The organism is Arsukibacterium ikkense (assembly GCF_000987775.1).
In the GTDB taxonomy this organism is placed as follows: Bacteria; Pseudomonadota; Gammaproteobacteria; order Enterobacterales; family Alteromonadaceae; genus Alishewanella; species Alishewanella ikkense.
Genome location: NZ_LAHO01000013.1, coordinates 61,719 through 79,638 on the forward strand (window position 1 = coordinate 61,719; position 17,920 = coordinate 79,638).

Here is a 17,920-nt window from a genome sequence, read left to right on the forward strand (position 1 = left end):
TATTTAACAGTGCAAGATGCTATTTAATTACGTTTAAGCTATACAAAAGCAACATAAGCTTAGCCTTGATTTGCCAGATAATCACCAATTTCAGCAATAAATTCAGCGCCATAGCGGCTGAGCTTAGTGTTACCAACGCCGGACACCGCCAGCATGCTGCCATTGTCGGTAGGTAAACGCTGACACATATCAATTAAGGTGGCATCGCTGAACACCACGAAGGGGGGGACATCGTCGCGCTCGGCCAGCTGTTTGCGTAAGGTGCGTAAGCGGGCGAATAAGGCCCGGTCATACTTCTGGTTACCGAGCTTGGCCGGTACCTTCTGGCTGCTTTGCAGCCTGGGCACTGCCAGTTGCAGGTTAGTTTCGCCGCGCAGCAGCGGCCGGGCCGCTGGTAATAATTGCAGCACCGAGTTACGGGTAATATCTTGCTGTAAATAGCCAAAATGCACCAGCTGGCGTAACACACTGAGCCAGTAATCGTGGCTGTGATCTTTGCCCAGACCCCAGGTGCTGAGTTTATCGTGCGCCTGCTCGCGGATTTTCTGGTTCTGACTGCCGCGCAGTACCTCAATCACATGCGCCATGCCGTAACTTTGTTCTACCCGGTACACACAAGACAGCGCTTTACGGGCCAGCTCGGTGGCATCAAATTGCTGCGGCGGGTTTAAGCAAATATCGCAGTTACCACAGCGCTGCTGGCGGGCTTCACCAAAGTAATTCAGCAGTACCAGGCGGCGGCAGGTCTGGGCTTCGGCAAAGGCGGCCATCGCCTGAAAGCGTTGCCAGGCCACTTCGGCCCGGGCAGGGTTTTCTTCGGCTTCCAGCCAGCGTTTCATGCGGGTAATGTCGGCCGGGTCAAACAGCATTAAGGCTTCAGCCGGCACGCCATCGCGACCGGCGCGGCCGGTTTCCTGATAATAAGCTTCAATGGTGCGCGGCAATTCAAAGTGAATAACAAAGCGGATATTTGATTTGTTCACTCCCATGCCAAACGCCACGGTGGCGACGATGATCTGAATATCATCCCGCTTAAAATCGTCCTGTACCCGGCCACGTTGCTCGCTGTCATGGCCGGCGTGGTAAGCCGCTACTTTAAAACCGCGCTCGCGAAGTTGGCCGCTCAGCTCATCGACTTTACGCCGCGAGCTGCAATAAATAATACCGGCCGTGCCGTCCTGCTCTTTTAAATAGCTGACCACCTGCTCCAGTGGCCGGAATTTTTCCTGCACGGTGTAACGGATATTGGGCCGGTCGAAACTGCCGGTATAAATGCAGGGGTTTTGCAATGTCAGCTGCTGCACAATGTCCTGACGCGTGGCAATATCGGCGGTGGCGGTTAATGCCATTACCGGTACACTGGCAAAGCGCTGCTTTAACAGCGCCAGCGCCATATAGTCTGGCCTGAAATCGTGGCCCCACTGCGAAATACAATGCGCTTCATCAATGGCAAACAGGCTGACGCCAACGTCAGTTAGCCGATCGAGAAAAGCCGGTTGTAATAAACGCTCGGGGGCGACATACAGCAGCTTTAACTCACCACGGCGTAGCCTGGCAAACACCTCTAATACCGCTTCGCGGCTGAGGCTACTATTAACAAATTCGGCGGCAATACCATTGGCCTGCAAGGCGTCGACCTGATCTTTCATCAGCGACATCAGTGGCGACACCACTATGGTTACCTGCGGCAAATGCAGCGCGGGTAACTGATAACACAAGGATTTGCCGCCACCGGTGGGTAGCAGCACAAAGCTGTCGCGGCCATTTAACGCAGCGTCAATAATTTCGGCCTGGCCATCGCGAAAAGCGCTGTAACCAAAGGCTTGTTTAAGCGTAGCTAATAACTGTTCTGACACGCGCCGACAATACCGTTAAAAAAACAGCGGCTATTGTATGCGTAACGCCCGCTAATTTACAGCTTTGCCGCCAGTGGATTTTATTGTCAGCATTTAACTTGGTCAGACCAATTGCATACTGCCTGCGTTGCTCCGCTATTTTTTGAGTTTATACTCTAATTAAAATTTGTTTTTGCCTTTGCTGTGGATCTCTGCTTTATTTACTTGTTATTGTAAAAATGCTACCGTAACGCCACTTTTAACTATTGGTAAGACCAATTTACCGCTGTCGCATAAATAAGGACTTTACTAACCCATTATGGCTGATTTAAAAATAAAGCCAGCAAAGCTGTCTGATCAGATAGTGGCGCAACTGGAACACCTGCTATTGGAAGGCAGTTTCGCGCCCGGGCAAAAGTTGCCGTCTGAGCGCGAGTTAGCGGAACGTTTTGCGGTATCCAGGCCCTCGTTACGTGAAGCTATTCAAAAGCTGGAAGCCAGGGGCTTGGTTAGCCGGCGCCAGGGGGGCGGTACCTATGTCTGCGATAATCTGGTAAAGGATTTAACCGATCCGTTATTTAGCCTGATGGCGCAGTATCCGGATTCACAATTTGATTTTCTGGAGTTCCGCCATGCCTTAGAGGGCATTTGTGCTTATTATGCGGCACTGCGCGGTACCGAGAGCGATCATAAAAAAATCAAAAGCTTATACGAAGAAATTTGCCTGAATCAGCAGTTTCAGGATGCCGAGGCTGAAGCCAAGGCGGTTAGCCAGTTTTATCTGGCAGTGGCCGAAGCATCACATAATGTGGTGTTGTTACACCTGGTAAGAAGTTTAACACCGTTAACGGAACAGAATATCCGCCTTAATCTGGCGGCATTGCAACAGCGTGACGGCATAGCCGAAAAGCTGAATGATCACCGGCGCCGTCTGATGCAAGCGGTGATCAGCCGCCAGCCTGAGCTGGCCCGGCAGGCCAGTAATGGCCATTTGGCGTTTATTGAAGAAGCCTTGTTAGCGCTGGACAAAGAGCGCTCGCGGATCGAACGCTCGTTGCGCCGCTCGCAACAGGGTTAAAACAACTAATTTTCAGCGCCCGCGGGCGTGAACAACCATAGGAAACCTCGATATGTCTGAAGTCAGCAAGATTGACATCGATGCTCTGGAAACAAAAGAGTGGCTGGAAGCGCTGGAGTCAGTGGTGCGCACCGAAGGTATTGAGCGGGCGCAGTTCCTGCTTGAACAGGTATTAGAGCAGGCCCGCTTAGAAGGCGTGGCCATGCCAACCGGTGTTACCACTAACTACATTAATACTATCCCGCCGCAGCAAGAGCCGGCCTACCCGGGCGATGTCAATCTGGAGCGGCGTATTCGCTCGGTTATTCGCTGGAATGCCATTATGATCGTGCTGCGCGGCTCGAAAAAAGAGCTGGATCTGGGCGGCCATATGGCCTCGTTCCAATCTTCAGCCGCGTTTTACGAAACCTGTTTTAACCACTTTTTCCGCGCACCGAATGACAAAGACGGTGGCGACTTAGTCTATTATCAGGGCCATATTTCGCCGGGAATTTATGCCCGCGCCTTTGTCGAAGGCCGCTTAACGGCTGCCCAGCTTGATGGTTTTCGCCAGGAAGTCGACGGCAAAGGTTTATCAAGCTACCCGCACCCGAAATTAATGCCTGAGTTCTGGCAGTTCCCGACGGTTTCTATGGGTTTAGGCCCGATCGCCTCTATTTATCAGGCGCGGTTTTTAAAGTATTTAAATGGCCGCGGTTTAAAAGACACCACAGAGCAACGGGTGTATGCCTTTTTAGGTGATGGCGAGATGGACGAGCCGGAGTCACGCGGTGCCATCAGCTTTGCCGCTCGCGAAAAACTGAATAACCTGTGCTTTTTAGTTAACTGTAACCTGCAGCGCCTCGATGGCCCTGTAATGGGTAACGGTAAAATCATCCAGGAACTGGAAGGCTTATTCCGTGGCGCCGGCTGGAATGTGATTAAAGTGGTGTGGGGCCGCGGCTGGGATAAACTGCTGGCCAAAGACACCACCGGTAAGCTGTTGCAGCTGATGAACGAAACGGTCGACGGTGACTACCAGGCCTACAAAGCCAACGACGGCGCCTTTGTGCGCAAGCACTTCTTTGGCCGTTATCCGGAAACCACCGCGCTGGTGGCGGATATGACCGACGAAGAAATCTTTGCCTTAAAACGCGGTGGCCACGAGCCATCCAAGCTGTTTGCCGCCTTTAAGGCAGCGCAAAACTGCACCGACAAGCCCACTGTTATTCTGGCCAAAACCGTCAAAGGTTATGGCATGGGCGATGCGGCCGAGGGTAAGAACATTGCCCACCAGGTGAAAAAGATGGACTTAACCCACGTGCTGCAATTACGCAAACGCCTGGGGCTGGAAGACTATATCAGTGAAGACGCGGTAGCTGACTTACCCTACATTGAACTGCCAAAAGGCTCGCCTGAGCTGCAATACCTGCACGACCGCCGTCAGGCGCTGCATGGTTACACTCCGGTACGCTTGCCTAATTTCACCAAGCCGTTAACCCTGCCAGAACTGGAGGCTTTTGAGCCATTGCTGGTAGAGCAAAAGCGTGAAATATCCACCACCATGGGTTACACCCGTATTCTGAATATTCTGTTAAAAGACGAACATATCGGTAAGCAAATAGTGCCGATTATTGCCGATGAAGCCCGTACTTTCGGTATGGAAGGCTTGTTCCGGCAAATTGGTATTTATAACCCGGGCGGCCAGACCTATACGCCGGAAGACCGTTCTGTGGTCAGCTACTACAAAGAAGACACTGGCGGCCAGGTACTGCAGGAAGGTATTAACGAACTGGGCGCCATGTCGTCCTGGGTAGCGGCAGCCACCTCATACAGCACCAACGATTTGCCGATGATCCCGTTCTACATTTACTACTCGATGTTTGGTTTCCAGCGGGTAGGCGATATGGCCTGGATGGCGGGCGATCAGCAGGCGCGCGGTTTCCTGTTAGGCGCCACGGCCGGCCGTACCACACTAAACGGTGAAGGCTTGCAGCACGAAGATGGCCACAGCCATGTACTGGCCAGTACAGTGCCAAACTGTATTTCGTACGACCCAACCTATGTTTACGAGCTGGCGGTAATTATGCAGGACGGTATTCGTCGCATGTATGGCCCGGATCAGGAAAACATTTATTACTACATTACGGTAATGAATGAAAACTACCACCACCCGGCCATGCCAAAAGGCGCCGAAGAAGGCATTCGCCGCGGTATTTATAAACTGGAGTCGTACAACGGCGATCGCGGCAAGGTGCAGCTGTTAGGCTCGGGCACCATCTTTAATGAAGTGCGCAAAGCGGCTGAGATTTTAAGCAAAGATTACGGCGTTGCCTCTGATGTGTACTCGGTTACCTCGTTTAACGAGCTGGCGCGCGATGGTCAGGACGTTGAGCGTTACAACATGTTACACCCGGACGCTAAGGACAAAACGCCGTTTATTGCCACGGTAATGAACACGGCGCCAGCGATTGCCGCAACCGACTATATGAAAAACTACGCCGAGCAGGTACGGGCCTTTTTACCGGCTGTGTCTTACAAGGTGCTGGGTACCGATGGTTATGGCCGCTCTGACAGCCGTGAGAACCTGCGCCGGCATTTTGAAGTGAACGCTGGTTACATCGTCGTTGCTGCGCTGACCGAGCTGGTAAAACAAGGCGAGCTGAAAAAAGCGGTGGTAAGCGAGGCCATTAAGAAATTTGGCATTGATACGGCCAAAACCAATCCGCTGTACGCGTAAGGGGATAACGTATGACGATTGATATTAAAGTGCCGGACATTGGTGCAGATGAAGTTGAAGTAACCGAAATTATGGTTAAAGTCGGCGATAAGGTTGCAGCCGATCAGTCTTTAATTAACGTGGAAGGCGACAAAGCCGCCATGGAAATACCGGCCAGCGCAGGCGGTGTGGTCAAAGAAATTAAAGTAAAAACCGGCGACATGGTGAAAACCGGCAGCCTGATTATGATTTTTGAAGGCGAAAGCGCTGGCGAAGATAAAGCCGATGAAAAGCCCGCTGCAGCTAAAAAAGCAGACGAGCCAAAGGCGGATAGTGCCCCAGCCAAAAAAACAGGCGGCAGCGCCAGCAAAAACGTTGAAGTGCCTGACATTGGTGGCGACCCGGTAGAAGTGACTGAAATTCTGGTAAAAGTGGGTGACAGCGTTAAAGCTGACCAGTCACTGCTCAGTGTTGAAGGCGATAAAGCCAGTATGGAAGTACCGGCGCCGTTCGATGGCAAGGTCACAGAAATTAAGGTGAGCGTTGGCGATAAAGTGTCGACCGGCAGCCTGATTATGGTATTTGCCGCTGCGGCTGATGGCGAGGCAGCACCTGCCGACGCACCACCAGCAGCAGAAAAAGCCGAAGCAAAAACTGACACTGCGCCAAAAGCGGAAACTAAAACGCCAGAAAGCGCAGCGTCCAGCGACGGCTTTGTTGAGAACAGCGCCTATGCCCATGCCTCACCGGTTATTCGCCGCTTAGCGCGTGAGTTTGGCATTAACCTGGCCAAGGTGAAAGGCAGTGGCCGTAAAGGCCGGGTAGTAAAAGAAGATGTGCAAAGCTATGTTAAGCAGCTGGTGCAGCGGGTTGAAAGTGGTGCGGCCTCTGCTGGTTCTGCTGGCGGTGGCAATAGCATGGGCTTTGATTTAATCGCCTGGCCGAAAGTCGACTTTAGCAAATTTGGCGAAGTAGAAAGCAAGCCGTTATCGCGCATTCAAAAGCTGTCGGGTAATAACCTGCACCGCAACTGGGTGCGCATTCCGCATGTTACCCAGTTTGACGAAGCCGATATTACCGGCCTGGAGGACTTCCGCAAAGAGCAGAATGCCTTAGCCGATAAGAAAAAGCTGGGCGTGAAATACACGCCGCTGGTATTTATTATGAAGGCGGTGGCCAAGGCGCTGGAAGATTACCCGACCTTTTGCAGCTCGCTGTCGGACGATGGCCAAAGCCTGATTATGAAGAAGTATATTCACCTGGGCATAGCGGTAGATACGCCCAACGGGCTAGTGGTGCCGGTGGTAAAAGACGTTAACAAAAAAGGCATTATTGAGCTGTCACGCGAGCTGATGGACATCTCGGCCAAGGCGCGGGAAGGTAAGTTGACAGCTGCCGATATGCAGGGCGGCTGCTTTACTATCTCCAGTTTAGGCGGCATTGGCGGCACGGCGTTTACGCCGATAGTTAACGCGCCGGAAGTGGCCATTCTGGGGGTATCGAAATCTGAGATTAAACCCAAATGGAACGGTAAAGAGTTCGAACCTAAGTTAATGGTGCCGTTGTCGGTATCTTACGACCATAGGGTAATTGACGGTGCCTTAGCAGCACGCTTTACTGCCACTTTGGCCAGTTACCTGGCCGATATCCGGCAAATTATTATGTAAAAGTAGCTTACGCCAGCAAAAACTGGCGTAATTTTACATTAGTAACGCAATCTTGGGTTACAGAGCGGCGGCTCTGATGTTAAAATTCCGCCACTATTTTCGCCTGATAGCCGTACCCTACAAAGTAATGCTGTCAGAAAACCGGACAAATATGAAGGTAATACGATGAGCAACGATATCAAAACTCAGTTAGTAGTCGTGGGCGCAGGCCCTGGTGGTTATTCTGCAGCATTCCGTGCCGCAGATTTAGGTTTAGACGTTACCCTGGTTGAAGCGCGCGGCACCTTAGGTGGCGTTTGCTTAAACGTCGGTTGTATTCCGTCTAAAGCCTTATTACACGTTGCTAAAGTGATTGACGACGCCCACGATATGGCGTCGCACGGCGTGACTTTTGGTGAGCCGAAAATTGATTTAGACAAAATCCGCAGCTGGAAAGACAAAGTGGTCAGCCAGTTAACCAATGGCCTGGGCGGCATGGCGAAAATGCGTAAGGTTAAGGTAGTAAACGGTTTCGGTAAATTCACCGGTGCTAACACCTTACAGGTAGGCGACACCAAAATTACCTTTGAACACGCCATTATCGCCGCCGGTTCAGAGCCGGTAGCGCTGCCGTTTATTCCAAAAGATGACGACCGGGTAATTGATTCAACCGGCGCGCTGGAATTAAAAGATATTCCGGGCGAAATGCTGGTATTAGGTGGCGGTATTATCGGCCTGGAGATGGGTACTGTGTATCGTGCACTGGGTTCTAAAGTATCGGTAGTAGAATTTGCTGATCAGTTAGTACCGGCCGCTGATGCCGATCTGGTAAAAGCCTACACCAAGTACAACAGCAAAAAATTCAACATTATGTTGTCGACCAAGGTTACTGCGGTTGAAGCGAAGAAAGACGGTTTATACGTGACTTTTGAAGGCAAAAACGCCCCGGATAAAGCAGTACGTTATGACAAAATTTTAGTCGCCGTTGGCCGTAAGCCAAACGGTAACCTGTTAGACGCCACTAAAGCCGGGGTTAAGGTAGACGAGCGCGGCTTTATCAATGTTGATAAGCAGCTGCGTACCAACGTTAGCCACATTCACGCCATTGGTGACGTTATCGGCCAGCCGATGTTAGCGCACAAAGCCGTGCATGAAGGCCACGTAGCGGCTGAAGTGATTGCTGGCATGAAGCACTACTTCGACCCACGCTGCATTCCATCAGTCGCTTACACCGACCCGGAAATGGCCTGGACTGGCGTTACCGAGAAAGAAGCGAAAGAGCAGGGTTTAAAAGTAGAAACCGCTACCTTCCCATGGGCAGCCTCAGGCCGCGCCATTGCTTCTGCCCGTACTGAAGGCTTTACCAAGCTGATTTTCGACAAAGAAACGCACCGTATTTTAGGTGGCGCTATTGTTGGTATTAATGCCGGTGAAATGCTGGGCGAAATCTGCTTAGCAGTAGAAATGGGTGCCGACGCTGAAGATATCGCGTTAACCATCCACGCTCACCCAACCCTGAACGAGTCTATCGGTTTAGCGGCAGAGATCTACGAAGGTAGCATCACTGACTTACCTAACCCGAAAGCCAAGAAAAAGTAATTTTCTGGGTTGTTAGATAAGACAAAGGCCGCAATTGCGGCCTTTTTGTTACTATGAAAATCATTCAGCTTTATGAAAATCATTCAGCTTTATGGTTCCATTCAGGTACTTGAATTTTAACGTGCTTTCCATTGAGTTTTGTTGAGTAAGCCAGCAATTCTCCTTCAGCTTTTATGTTTATAGTTGTTTCATCGATTATGGTCGCTCCCGAATATTTTTCTGCAATTTCTTCATATGCTGGTTGGTTCAGGTAAGTTTCACCTGCGGGAGCTCCACCCATTCTGCATGCATAAACCACGGGTTGCCCTACTACTGTAAGAGCACCAGCAATGTTTAACAAATGCACATTTCCAAAATCGATACCCACACCTAAACCCACGTTTTTCAATACCGTGGTGAAACTTGAACGATGCTCTTTGTATCTTTCGTAAAACACTTTATGCGCTTCCTGGCTAGCCTTTAATGCATAAAATCCTGCGTCTGAGCCTGAGTAGAATCTGGTAAAGTACGCTAGAATTGCGTATTCTGCCCCAAAGTGAACACTGATTCTGGTTTTATGTGAACACCCGTACTGATTTAATGTGAACACCTATTCTGGCGCAAAGTGAACACTTTTGCCCGATTTCCAGAATCAGTGTTCACATAATTCCAGAATGCTTTTCCCGCGTTGATTGTTACCACTGATAACCTATTCATTTTCAGATGGATACGGTTATGACCAGACAGAGAACATCAATGCGTAAACTTCGTGAAATCCTCCGGCTACGATTGCATGCTGGCCTATCCGTTCGTCAAGTCAGGGATAGCCTGCGCGTCAGTATCGGCGCTATCCAAAAAGTCACCAGCGCAGCCGAGCAACAAGGCATCGACTGGCCAACCATCTGCACCCTCGATGATAGTGCGCTGGCACAGCTTATCTATCCCAAGGCTGACTCATGCGTATCCAGCAGACTTGAACTGCCGGATTGGACAGCTGTACATAAAGAGCTGCATAAACCGGGTGTGACCAAACATCTGCTGTGGGAAGAATACACCCAGCACTACCCAAATCGTTGCTACAGCTATGCCCAGTATTGCCACTTGTATATGGAGTGGCAGAAAAAGCAGCGCCGCTCGATGCGTCAGACCCATATTGCCGGTGAGGTGCTGTTTGTGGATTATGCTGGCCAAACGGTACCGATTGTCTGTGCCAGCACCGGCGAAATCCGCTTTGCGCAGGTGTTTGTGGCGGTGATGGGCGCATCGAATTACACCTATGCGGAAGCCACCTTAAGTCAGACGCTACCGGACTGGCTGGGTAGCCATGCCAGGGCCTTCAGCTTTTTAGGTGGCGTGCCCAAGCTGATTGTGCCGGATAACTTAAAAAGCGGGGTTACCAAAGCCTGTCGCTATGAGCCAGACATCAACGCCGCGTACCAGCAACTGGCTAACCACTACGGCTGCGCCATTATGCCCGCCAGGCCGCGTAAGCCAAAGGATAAAGCTAAAGCGGAAGTGGGCGTGCAAATCATTGAGCGCTGGATTTTAGCCAGGCTGCGACACCACACCTTCTTCTCGCTGGCCGAGCTGAATCACTGCATTAGTGCCTTACTAAAAGACGTCAACAGCCGGCCGTTTAAGCAATTTACCGGCAACCGCCAGGAATGGTTCGAGCAGTTAGATAAGCCTGCGCTTGGCCGTTTACCGCGTGAGCCGTATCAGTACACGTACATCAAAATGGTTAAGCTCAACATCGATTACCATGTGCAATATGATGAGCACCTGTACTCGGCTCCGCATCAGCTGGTGGGCGAGAAACTGGAGCTGCATGCCACGGATAACCTCATCACGCTGTACTTCCAGAATAAACGGGGCGCCAGCCATCCCCGTATCCATCGCCGGGGAATAAGCACCACGCCAGAGCACATGCCCATCCGCCACGAAAAACACCATAAGTGGAACCGTGGCCGATTAATGAACTGGGCTAAAGATATCGGCAGTGACACCTTAGCCTGGGTCGTGCGCTTGCTTGATAGCAAAGCCCATGAGCAGCAAAGCTACCGTGTGTGTTTAGGCTTACTCAACCTGACCCGGCAATACCCACCAGAGCGAATTAATCAGGCTTGTGCCATTGCTAACCAACAGCAGTTAGACCGGCTAAAAAACATCAAGTCCATCCTCAGCAGCAACCTCGATACGTTGGTACAGGAAGACGACAACCTGCCAGCCTTACCGCAGCAACATGAAAACATCCGCGGCCCCAACAGCTTCCATTAAGGTAAATCACCATGACAACACACAACATCACTGTACTCAGACAACTAAAACTACACGGCATGGCCCAGGCGCTGTTGCAACAACTGGAGCAGCCCGGCACCTATCAGGCTCTGGCGTTCGATGAGCGGTTACAGCTGCTGATTGATCATGAACAGCAAAGCCGCGACAACCGCAAGCAACAGCGACTCCTCACCACTGCCACCCTGAAAGTGGCGGCCAATGCACGGGATATTAACTATGAACAACCACGCGGCTTAAACCAATCGGCTATGGCGGGTTTACTCAGCTGTGGCTGGGTGGCTAAGCACCAGAACATCCTCATTACCGGCCCCTGTGGCAGCGGCAAAACCTATCTGGCTTGTGCTCTGGCCCATACGGCCATTATGAAAGGCCATAGCGCGAAGTACTACCGCCTCTCGCGCTTGCTGCTGGAGCTAAGCCAACACAAAGCCGATGGCAGTTACAGCAAGGCATTAAAGCAAATTGCTAAGTATGACATCCTTATCCTGGATGACTGGGGGCTGGAACCCTTAAAAGCGGCGCAGCGTAATGATCTGATGGAGATCATGGACGACCGGCATCAGCATGCCTCAACCATTATGATCAGCCAGCTACCAACGGAGGAATGGTATCAGGCGATTGGTGACAACACGCTGGCCGATGCCATCTTAGACAGACTAATGCACAACGCTCACAGACTAAAATTAAAGGGGGAATCGATGCGAAAAGTCACATCAGAGTTGACTGAAAATGAACACCTAGGTTAAAAAGGCACTGAGCCCAACGCGGGGAAATCTGGGTGTTCACATTCACCAGAATCGGTGTTCACATAAATCAGAATACGCAAGAATTCCATCACCAGTGAATTTGTCCACTACACCATAATTTTCTTTAATTAAATTATCGAAGTCCGCACAGAGCGTAGTTATGAATTTTGCAAAAGCACTTGCAGTTTTGGCTTTCAACATTAACTCAGTAGAACGGCGTATATCTATTGAAACCACAAAAGCTTCGATCTGCTTGCCATCATCGAAGTTGGCTCTAAAATTCGCGTCAGATTCAATTACTCCATGGGCTTCTGGTGAGAGGCATCTAAAAAGATGTTCCAGTTTTTGTTTGGCATTTATTTCTTCAATGATTCCCTTTAACTCATCTCTTTGGGTATCAGCTGCTTTTTGCTCTTCAAGAGCTTCAGATAGTTCTCTACTTAGCTTTTCCGCTCTTTGTTCTAACTTGGATATCTGGTTTTTAATATTTAGTTCTGATTGTAAGTTATTTATTTTTCTCTTCGTTTCGTAGAGGCTGAAATGTGGCCTGACTCGTGATGAGAGAATATCGGAAAAATCTTTCCATGACTTCAGAGTTACTTCAGCCTGTTTGTCAGTTGTTTTGACAATAGTGGCGGCACCTGGCTTTTTGGGAGTAGCAGCCGGTTTTCTTGAAGTTGTAGATGTTTTCTTGGGAGTAGTTGCCATTTAATTTCCTTAAAATTGTCAATACTAATTAATTAAAATAGCATGCGTGAAAATGGGCTGTTGTTAAGATAGTTACTTAATTATCAAAATTACAAAATTAGGGTGAGATGAAAATTAAATCGGCTGCAAGCTTTAATGCAGCCGGGGCCTACTTACTTGGAGTCGACAGACTTAAGGTGTTTACGCCGTTCTTGCTTATGCGCTTGCTCCATGGCTTTTTCTTCCTCGGCCAGCTCTTTATCAGACATCAGCAGACGGTCATAGCCACCGGCAAGTATGCCGCGTTCGTCATCACCCAAATCGTACTCGCCCGTAAAATATTCATCCGCGCGCTCTTTAGCGCGCTTAAGTAGCCAGGCATCAAATTCCGGCGTGCCCGGCTGAGGACGAGCTTCAACGTCTTTACTATGTACCAGTTTTGGTTTGTCTGCTTTTTTGTTACTCATAACCATTTCCACAGATGTTCAGGGTTGCTGCCCCAGCTCTTTTGATAAATAAAACCTTTTTGCTGATACAGCGAAATAAGCTTTTGGTTTAACGGGCGCATAATTTTAATTTGTGTCGCGCCAATAGCGTCAGCATAGGCTTCAAAGGCGGTCATCGCAATAGTAAAAATCTGACCTGAAAGTGGTGTTTTGTCGGGATTAGCTTCTATCACATCCAACCGCATCGATTTTCCGGTTTTTGTTGGAATGCCGATTGCCAGTCCACAAAGGGTAGTTTTGCTTCAGGTAGCCACCCACAACAGAAAACTAACTTTCACTTGCTGGCCTATGTTTGTTTCAATTAATTTTCAAAATGTGTAAAATTCGGTAACGTTAAATGTGGTTATGTGATTAAAAAGGAATTTATGCCAGCACTTAATTTAAATGCATCCGAAAAGCAGGACATTCAAAATTTTGTTGAATCTTTACAAAAAGTTGAACAGGTAGAGAAAGATCGCTTCCTTGCGAATTTTGCAGGTAGTAGCGAGGCGGCATGGCGCCGGTTTATCAAAGGCGGATATAACCATCCCATTACTTGGTGGATTGGAATATTTCAGCTGCAGATGCAAATGGGGATGTGGGGACACGGGCACAAGGGAGCTGCTAGTATCAGAGCCAATGAACTTTGGAAAATTACTCAGCCATTGCGTGATGAGATTACTGGTAAAATCACAGATGGTAAAACGCCGATACTTTCAGACATTGTTCGCTATAACTTTAAATATCGTAAAGCTGATATTGCCGGGCGTCTTTTAGGCGGTAAATTTACCAACTATGCCAGTACTGGCGGAAAGTTAGGTAATAAAAATCTGCCGGGCAGTGCGAAAGTTACTGTGGCAATTACTAATTTTGGTATTGCGTCCTACGGAGCTGGTATTAAGGCTATCGCGGAAGGGCATAAATCGCTTGATGCAGTTATTCAGTCAGTTTTAACGGGTCGCCCTGATGGTTTGCCACCTGGCTATAATAAACTGGTAGTTAGTAATATGACATCGCAGGAGCTTGAACTTGTACATACATTAGAGCTGGGGGTAGCAGAAGTAATGGAGCTATCTCAAGTGGAACCGGCACCGCTGCCGATTAAAGAGTTTTGCGCTAAACCAGAAAATATAAATTTGAAAGGCATTTGCAGATGAGTCGTGCCACGGGCTTTACTAAAGGTTTGCGACGCTTTCTCGCTGATTTGTCATTTGAAGTTTTTCTGTATGCTGGCTTAATCTCTGCAGCGGTTGCCTGGTGGCAAACTGGATTGGTATATGTCGCCATAGCTTGCTTTGTTGTGGTAACAGCAGTGCTTGGTTTTATTTCATACCGGTTGATTGATGCGCAGCAAAGCAACAATAAGCCGCGTTCCTGGTGGCCCCTATTTGGCGTTATTGCTGTTATTGCCATCGGTTCATTATCAGCTTATCTGTGGCAGTATTTTGCCTAAGGGGAATTAGGGGCAGATGAAAATTAAATCGGCTACAAGCTTTATTGTAATCTGCCTATTAGGATGCGCATCAGCCTGTCAGGCTGCAAGTCTGGATTACATGGGTTGTGACTGGCGTATTCCAGCCGGTTACGATCAAATCGCGGAGTTGGAGTACAGCAACAGGATTGATGAAGACGATTTAGAAAACTGGGTTCCGGCGTCAATCATGTTCACTACCTACTCGGGGTCAGAACAAGAATACTACCGGAACATTAGCCAAGGCAGCGACAGCGATGTTTTACTGTTGTCGCATGTAACGCAGCCTGGAAGCAGCTTTAAGTATGTGTCGTCGTTTGTACGAGAGGATAGTTTTGGCACAGCAATCATGGTGGCCACGCTTAGAATTATTAAAGACGATAAAATGCTTGCCATGTCCGGTGTTAGTAAAGATGACGCAATAGTAATGACCAGTGGCTGTGCGGAGTTTTCGCATATTGAAAAGCATTATGATGTGCAGCAGCAAGTTACGAATGGCTATGCTGATTTTCTAAAAAGCTCACATGGGATGCAGGTGCTTGTACCTTGACCAGGTGTTTAAGGGCTTTACGGTCAATTAATGCTGTATAGAAAATGCTTACTGTTATCACTTCTGGCTTTGTCAGCGTGCAGCTTACTAGCACAGCCAGTTGCGGCAGAGTGGCCTGAGTTTAACTGCGCCAGCAATGAATTAGTTCTGACCTTTGTCGATTTAAACATTTGTACCAAAGCCGGCGCCTACAGCAACGTACAGGTATTGGCAGGCACTGCGCCTTCCATTGTATTTGAGCAAAACAACAACCGTTTTGATGTGCTGAGTTACGAAGGTGCTGATAGAGCTTTGGCAGGTTTGGCTGCCCGTACCGGAAGTGCCAGCACTGGGCAGGCATTAGAACGCTTATTTTCCTGGCGTGGTAATCATGAGTTAACGGCACAGCAGCAGGCCTTGCTTGGGGTGTTTAATATTGATGCTGCCACTCAACTTAAAGTGTTTAGCGATGGGCGTTACACTGCTTATATTCGGCTAAACGCCGATGCACCGGACAACACCATTTTTATTACGGCGGCCAATAGTGAACAGGTTTATCGGCTAATCGGCAACTTTAGCGAAGGAGATGCACAAAAATGGTTAACCCGCTTATCGCCAACAAAGTGACGGGTAGCATGCCCTTTAGTTTGTTTTACTTGCCAGACACCAAATTCTGATTTGTGAGGTATGGGGCGTTCTTGAAGCGTTTTAAGAGAAATGCGAGGTAGTGTTTTGGGAAATTTCAGTATGAGTCGCCTCGCTTTTCTGGCTGTTATTCTAATGATTACTTGGTGCGCTCAGGCTAATATCAGTGTCAGTTATGCCAATAATGTTTGTACGGTAACCAGCGAGGGCAAGAGCTTAGAATTGCAGCTAACGCCGCCGTGCAACCTGGTTAAAATTGACTACAAAGATCACGACTATTTTCAGTATGAGGACAGCAACGTATTTATAGTAGCAGGCAAGCCGGCACCGCTGACGAAGGTAGCTAAATGGTCTGTTACTGAAGCGGATAATTGCTCATTACAATCGCAGGCGGTAATGGTAACTGACGGAAAGGTGCAGTTATCTGCTGTTCGGCAAGATGCGTTGACCTGCCCAGACATTGGTCTGGATGAAAAAGTATACCGGGATTTTTTCGATAATATGATGACTAAGTAAGCGTGAAAGCCAAAGCAGCTTTAACGGCATTTATTTTAATGATGGCTGGGTCTGGCATGGTCCAGGCCGATATGGCGTTTAAACAGCAAAGCGAACTTAAGCTGTTTCAGCACTACGCCCAGGCCAGTTGCTTAGCCACGGCCTATTCCGATGGCGATATTCACCAGCAGGCAGTAAGTGCATTAAACGGCTATCGCGAGTTTGGCGGCATGCCACTTGAAGCTTATCAGGAACTGGCAGAGCCAATACTGCAGTGGTTAAAGAAAGACTACGCCACCCAGGCCGGTCAGCAAAATAACCTGATGAAGTGTATCGATTTTGCAGAGTCTGAGTTGGTAGCAAAGATTTATCAGGGCTATACCGCTAAATAGGCAAAGCAAAAGTAACTCTTTAAGTAGTTAGATAACAAAGGCCGCAAATGCGGCCTTTGTTATTTTCAAACGCCTTGCAAACCGCCACACACTGCACCATACTAGCTTTGTATTTAATCATGTACTAAATTTTGTACTAGAGGTGTGTTATGGCGTCACATGCAATTTTGGCCGAAAAGGCGGTTTCAGTATCAGAAGCCCGCAAAAACTTAAGCCAGTATTTTATTGATGAACCGGTGGCGGTGTTATCGAACAACAAGCCCACGGGTTATATGCTTAGTGCCGCGCTATACGAAAAAATGTTGCGGATTATTGAAGCGTCCGGCGCCGCAGAGCCTGGTTTGTTCCGGCCGGGTGCAGCAAGACTACAAGAAATAAGTCGGATTAGTGAGAAACTGTTGTTAGAGGCTGATACAGCCAAGTTGAGCGAATTTAGCGAGTGATCCGGGTATTTACCAGCAAGGTGCTGGATGAAGTATTAACTGCAGAAGAGCGCGCGGCGTTAATTCAGGATTTCCGGCTATATAAATCCGGCATGCTGCCAGCGCTATTTGGCAAAGATGTTGCCTATGACCATCCGTTTAACCTCGATATCATTAAGCAAGAGCAGGTTAGGCATATCCACTTAGCAGCAAATGGCTCTGGCTTTCCGGTTTTACTGGCTCAGCTAAAGCGCACCAGCGATACTCATTTGGTTTACTGCCAAGGCTTTAGCAACGAGAACTGCTATCTGCTAATGGCCATCCTGCAACCCGATGCCCATAACTTAGCCAAGTCTAACCAACTGATGTACCAACTGGGCTTGATGGCGCAGGCGTTTCGACAGCAGTTTTAAGGTAGCTTTCAAGGCCTGACCCTGTGTATCCTTTAAAACCCCGATTGTAGTGAAAGCCGGACGACGGCCAGAGCCAATAGGGAATATTAGGGTGAATATTAGGGTCAGATGAAAATTAAATATTAGGGTCAGATGAAAATTAAATTAAATATTAGGGTCAGATGAAAATTAAATCGGTTGCGAGCTTTAATGCAGCCGGGGCCTACTTACTTGGAGTCAACAGACTTAAGGTGTTTACGCCGTTCTTGCTTCTGCGCTTGCTCCATGGCTTCTTCTTCCTCGGCCAGCTCTTCCTCAGACATCAGTAAACGATCATAGCCACCGGCGAGTATGCCGCGTTCATCGTCACCCAAATCGTACTCATCTGTTAAATACTTCGCAGCGCGCTCTTTCGCCCGCTTAAGTAGCCAGGCATCAAATTCCGGCGTGCCAGGTTCAGGGCGTGCTTCAGGCTGTTTGCTATGCACCAGCTTTGGCTTTATAGGGTTGTTTTCACTCATAA

Annotated in this window: 20 protein-coding genes; 14 read left to right on the top strand and 6 right to left on the bottom strand. The window is 48.9% G+C overall.

The window, feature by feature from the left end:
- Positions 1-59: 59 nt before the first annotated feature.
- A complete protein-coding gene (gene recQ / locus WG68_RS13340) occupies positions 60-1,856 on the bottom strand; it encodes a DNA helicase RecQ (protein ID WP_046558205.1) in 1,797 nt (598 codons plus the stop codon).
- A gap of 298 nt (positions 1,857-2,154) precedes the next feature.
- Between recQ and pdhR the strand changes: the two genes are divergently transcribed.
- From pdhR to lpdA, 4 genes are all read left to right on the top strand, one after another.
- Positions 2,155-2,913, top strand: coding sequence for a pyruvate dehydrogenase complex transcriptional repressor PdhR (pdhR, locus tag WG68_RS13345; protein WP_046558206.1), 759 nt, complete (start codon positions 2,155-2,157; stop codon positions 2,911-2,913).
- A gap of 52 nt (positions 2,914-2,965) precedes the next feature.
- A complete protein-coding gene (aceE, locus tag WG68_RS13350; RefSeq protein WP_046558207.1) occupies positions 2,966-5,632 on the top strand; it encodes a pyruvate dehydrogenase (acetyl-transferring), homodimeric type in 2,667 nt (888 codons plus the stop codon).
- A gap of 11 nt (positions 5,633-5,643) precedes the next feature.
- Complete coding sequence (gene aceF / locus WG68_RS13355; RefSeq protein ID WP_046558208.1) at positions 5,644-7,278, top strand: pyruvate dehydrogenase complex dihydrolipoyllysine-residue acetyltransferase; 1,635 nt, start codon at positions 5,644-5,646, stop codon at positions 7,276-7,278.
- Between the two features lie 165 nt (positions 7,279-7,443).
- Positions 7,444-8,856 (top strand): dihydrolipoyl dehydrogenase, encoded by a 1,413-nt coding sequence (gene lpdA, locus WG68_RS13360; RefSeq protein WP_046558209.1) that lies wholly within the window; start codon positions 7,444-7,446, stop codon positions 8,854-8,856.
- A gap of 79 nt (positions 8,857-8,935) precedes the next feature.
- Here lpdA and WG68_RS13365 read toward each other — a convergent pair whose 3' ends face one another.
- The gene (locus WG68_RS13365) at positions 8,936-9,292 is read right to left on the bottom strand and encodes a hypothetical protein (protein ID WP_152663109.1); all 357 of its coding nucleotides are present in this window, start codon (positions 9,290-9,292) and stop codon (positions 8,936-8,938) included.
- A 278-nt stretch (positions 9,293-9,570) separates the two neighbouring features.
- Between WG68_RS13365 and istA the strand changes: the two genes are divergently transcribed.
- Together istA and istB are read left to right on the top strand one after the other, a co-directional pair.
- Positions 9,571-11,112: an IS21 family transposase gene (gene istA / locus WG68_RS13370; RefSeq protein ID WP_046558210.1), complete on the top strand. Its 1,542-nt coding sequence runs from the start codon at positions 9,571-9,573 to the stop codon at positions 11,110-11,112.
- Positions 11,113-11,123: 11 nt separating this feature from the next.
- Entirely contained in the window at positions 11,124-11,879 is a 756-nt protein-coding gene (istB, locus tag WG68_RS13375; protein WP_046558211.1) for an IS21-like element helper ATPase IstB, read from the top strand.
- Positions 11,880-11,921: 42 nt separating this feature from the next.
- Here istB and WG68_RS13380 read toward each other — a convergent pair whose 3' ends face one another.
- The 3 genes from WG68_RS13380 to WG68_RS19170 form a co-directional block, all read right to left on the bottom strand.
- Positions 11,922-12,587: a hypothetical protein gene (locus tag WG68_RS13380; protein ID WP_046558212.1), complete on the bottom strand. Its 666-nt coding sequence runs from the start codon at positions 12,585-12,587 to the stop codon at positions 11,922-11,924.
- A gap of 152 nt (positions 12,588-12,739) precedes the next feature.
- Positions 12,740-13,033 carry a hypothetical protein gene (locus WG68_RS13385; protein WP_046558213.1) on the bottom strand — a complete coding sequence of 98 codons (294 nt, stop codon included), beginning with the start codon at positions 13,031-13,033 and terminating at the stop codon, positions 12,740-12,742.
- Complete coding sequence (locus WG68_RS19170; protein ID WP_052749094.1) at positions 13,030-13,257, bottom strand: hypothetical protein; 228 nt, start codon at positions 13,255-13,257, stop codon at positions 13,030-13,032. Before WG68_RS19170 ends, WG68_RS13385 begins: the two co-directional genes overlap by 4 nt.
- 180 nt (positions 13,258-13,437) lie before the next feature.
- Between WG68_RS19170 and WG68_RS13395 the strand changes: the two genes are divergently transcribed.
- The 8 genes from WG68_RS13395 to WG68_RS13430 all read left to right on the top strand — a co-directional run bounded on the left by WG68_RS13395 (position 13,438) and on the right by WG68_RS13430 (position 17,418).
- A complete protein-coding gene (locus tag WG68_RS13395) occupies positions 13,438-14,208 on the top strand; it encodes a hypothetical protein (RefSeq protein ID WP_046558214.1) in 771 nt (256 codons plus the stop codon).
- Entirely contained in the window at positions 14,205-14,504 is a 300-nt protein-coding gene (locus WG68_RS13400) for a hypothetical protein (RefSeq protein ID WP_046558215.1), read from the top strand. The genes WG68_RS13395 and WG68_RS13400 overlap by 4 nt, the downstream gene beginning before the upstream one ends.
- Before the next feature lie 16 nt (positions 14,505-14,520).
- Complete coding sequence (locus WG68_RS13405; protein ID WP_152663110.1) at positions 14,521-15,072, top strand: hypothetical protein; 552 nt, start codon at positions 14,521-14,523, stop codon at positions 15,070-15,072.
- Between the two features lie 30 nt (positions 15,073-15,102).
- Positions 15,103-15,678, top strand: coding sequence for a hypothetical protein (locus WG68_RS13410; RefSeq protein ID WP_046558217.1), 576 nt, complete (start codon positions 15,103-15,105; stop codon positions 15,676-15,678).
- A gap of 153 nt (positions 15,679-15,831) precedes the next feature.
- Complete coding sequence (locus WG68_RS13415) at positions 15,832-16,212, top strand: hypothetical protein (protein ID WP_046558218.1); 381 nt, start codon at positions 15,832-15,834, stop codon at positions 16,210-16,212.
- Between the two features lie 38 nt (positions 16,213-16,250).
- Positions 16,251-16,583, top strand: coding sequence for a T6SS amidase immunity protein Tai4 family protein (locus WG68_RS13420; protein ID WP_152663111.1), 333 nt, complete (start codon positions 16,251-16,253; stop codon positions 16,581-16,583).
- A 149-nt stretch (positions 16,584-16,732) separates the two neighbouring features.
- On the top strand, positions 16,733-17,026 hold the full coding sequence (gene yafN / locus WG68_RS13425; RefSeq protein WP_046558220.1) for a type I toxin-antitoxin system antitoxin YafN: 294 nt from the start codon (positions 16,733-16,735) through the stop codon (positions 17,024-17,026).
- Entirely contained in the window at positions 17,023-17,418 is a 396-nt protein-coding gene (locus WG68_RS13430) for a type II toxin-antitoxin system YafO family toxin (RefSeq protein ID WP_046558221.1), read from the top strand. The genes yafN and WG68_RS13430 overlap by 4 nt, the downstream gene beginning before the upstream one ends.
- Positions 17,419-17,624: 206 nt before the next feature.
- Here WG68_RS13430 and WG68_RS13435 read toward each other — a convergent pair whose 3' ends face one another.
- Positions 17,625-17,918 carry a hypothetical protein gene (locus WG68_RS13435; protein ID WP_046558222.1) on the bottom strand — a complete coding sequence of 98 codons (294 nt, stop codon included), beginning with the start codon at positions 17,916-17,918 and terminating at the stop codon, positions 17,625-17,627.
- Positions 17,919-17,920 lie beyond the last annotated feature (2 nt).

Excerpts from the sequence above, each read along its gene's own strand:
- pdhR (WP_046558206.1), top strand. The coding sequence starts at position 2,155 with ATGGCTGATTTAAAAATAAAGCCAGCAAAGCTGTCTGATCAGATAGTG.
- aceE (WP_046558207.1), top strand. The coding sequence starts at position 2,966 with ATGTCTGAAGTCAGCAAGATTGACATCGATGCTCTGGAAACAAAAGAG.
- aceF (WP_046558208.1), top strand. The coding sequence starts at position 5,644 with ATGACGATTGATATTAAAGTGCCGGACATTGGTGCAGATGAAGTTGAA.
- lpdA (WP_046558209.1), top strand. The coding sequence starts at position 7,444 with ATGAGCAACGATATCAAAACTCAGTTAGTAGTCGTGGGCGCAGGCCCT.
- istA (WP_046558210.1), top strand. The coding sequence starts at position 9,571 with ATGACCAGACAGAGAACATCAATGCGTAAACTTCGTGAAATCCTCCGG.
- istB (WP_046558211.1), top strand. The coding sequence starts at position 11,124 with ATGACAACACACAACATCACTGTACTCAGACAACTAAAACTACACGGC.
- WG68_RS13380 (WP_046558212.1), bottom strand. The coding sequence starts at position 12,587 with ATGGCAACTACTCCCAAGAAAACATCTACAACTTCAAGAAAACCGGCT.
- WG68_RS13385 (WP_046558213.1), bottom strand. The coding sequence starts at position 13,033 with ATGAGTAACAAAAAAGCAGACAAACCAAAACTGGTACATAGTAAAGAC.
- WG68_RS19170 (WP_052749094.1), bottom strand. The coding sequence starts at position 13,257 with ATGCGGTTGGATGTGATAGAAGCTAATCCCGACAAAACACCACTTTCA.
- WG68_RS13395 (WP_046558214.1), top strand. The coding sequence starts at position 13,438 with ATGCCAGCACTTAATTTAAATGCATCCGAAAAGCAGGACATTCAAAAT.
- WG68_RS13400 (WP_046558215.1), top strand. The coding sequence starts at position 14,205 with ATGAGTCGTGCCACGGGCTTTACTAAAGGTTTGCGACGCTTTCTCGCT.
- WG68_RS13405 (WP_152663110.1), top strand. The coding sequence starts at position 14,521 with ATGAAAATTAAATCGGCTACAAGCTTTATTGTAATCTGCCTATTAGGA.
- WG68_RS13410 (WP_046558217.1), top strand. The coding sequence starts at position 15,103 with ATGCTGTATAGAAAATGCTTACTGTTATCACTTCTGGCTTTGTCAGCG.
- WG68_RS13415 (WP_046558218.1), top strand. The coding sequence starts at position 15,832 with ATGATTACTTGGTGCGCTCAGGCTAATATCAGTGTCAGTTATGCCAAT.
- WG68_RS13420 (WP_152663111.1), top strand. The coding sequence starts at position 16,251 with ATGATGGCTGGGTCTGGCATGGTCCAGGCCGATATGGCGTTTAAACAG.
- yafN (WP_046558220.1), top strand. The coding sequence starts at position 16,733 with ATGGCGTCACATGCAATTTTGGCCGAAAAGGCGGTTTCAGTATCAGAA.
- WG68_RS13435 (WP_046558222.1), bottom strand. The coding sequence starts at position 17,918 with ATGAGTGAAAACAACCCTATAAAGCCAAAGCTGGTGCATAGCAAACAG.